A 280-nucleotide genomic window follows, 5' to 3' on the forward strand; every position below is an offset into this window, starting at 1 on the left:
CTGTAAAAACAAAAAATGGCAGGGATAGTTTTATTAGCGATTTGCGATCCCATATTTCAATGAAAACAAGATCTTCACTATTAAAATCTACATCTTCCAGATGAGAGTTTGAATTAGCTTTTTTAGTATCATGAGCAATTTGAGGTGAGCTATATAATTCACTTTGAGCAAACCTTATCGGTGTTTTATTTGGCCAATCCGATATGGTTTCAACAGCAGTAGTATTATATTTCGTATATAAAAACGAAATGAACATCTTAGCATCTGTATACTGTTTAAA

1 pseudogene is annotated in these 280 nt (G+C 31.4%); it reads right to left on the reverse strand.

Annotation, left to right across the window (positions count from 1 at the left end):
* A pseudogene (locus AN391_RS20850) lies at window positions 1–280 on the reverse strand (hypothetical protein); the annotation flags it as partial.

The organism is Pseudoalteromonas sp. P1-13-1a (assembly GCF_001401875.1).
Classification (GTDB): domain Bacteria; phylum Pseudomonadota; class Gammaproteobacteria; order Enterobacterales; family Alteromonadaceae; genus Pseudoalteromonas.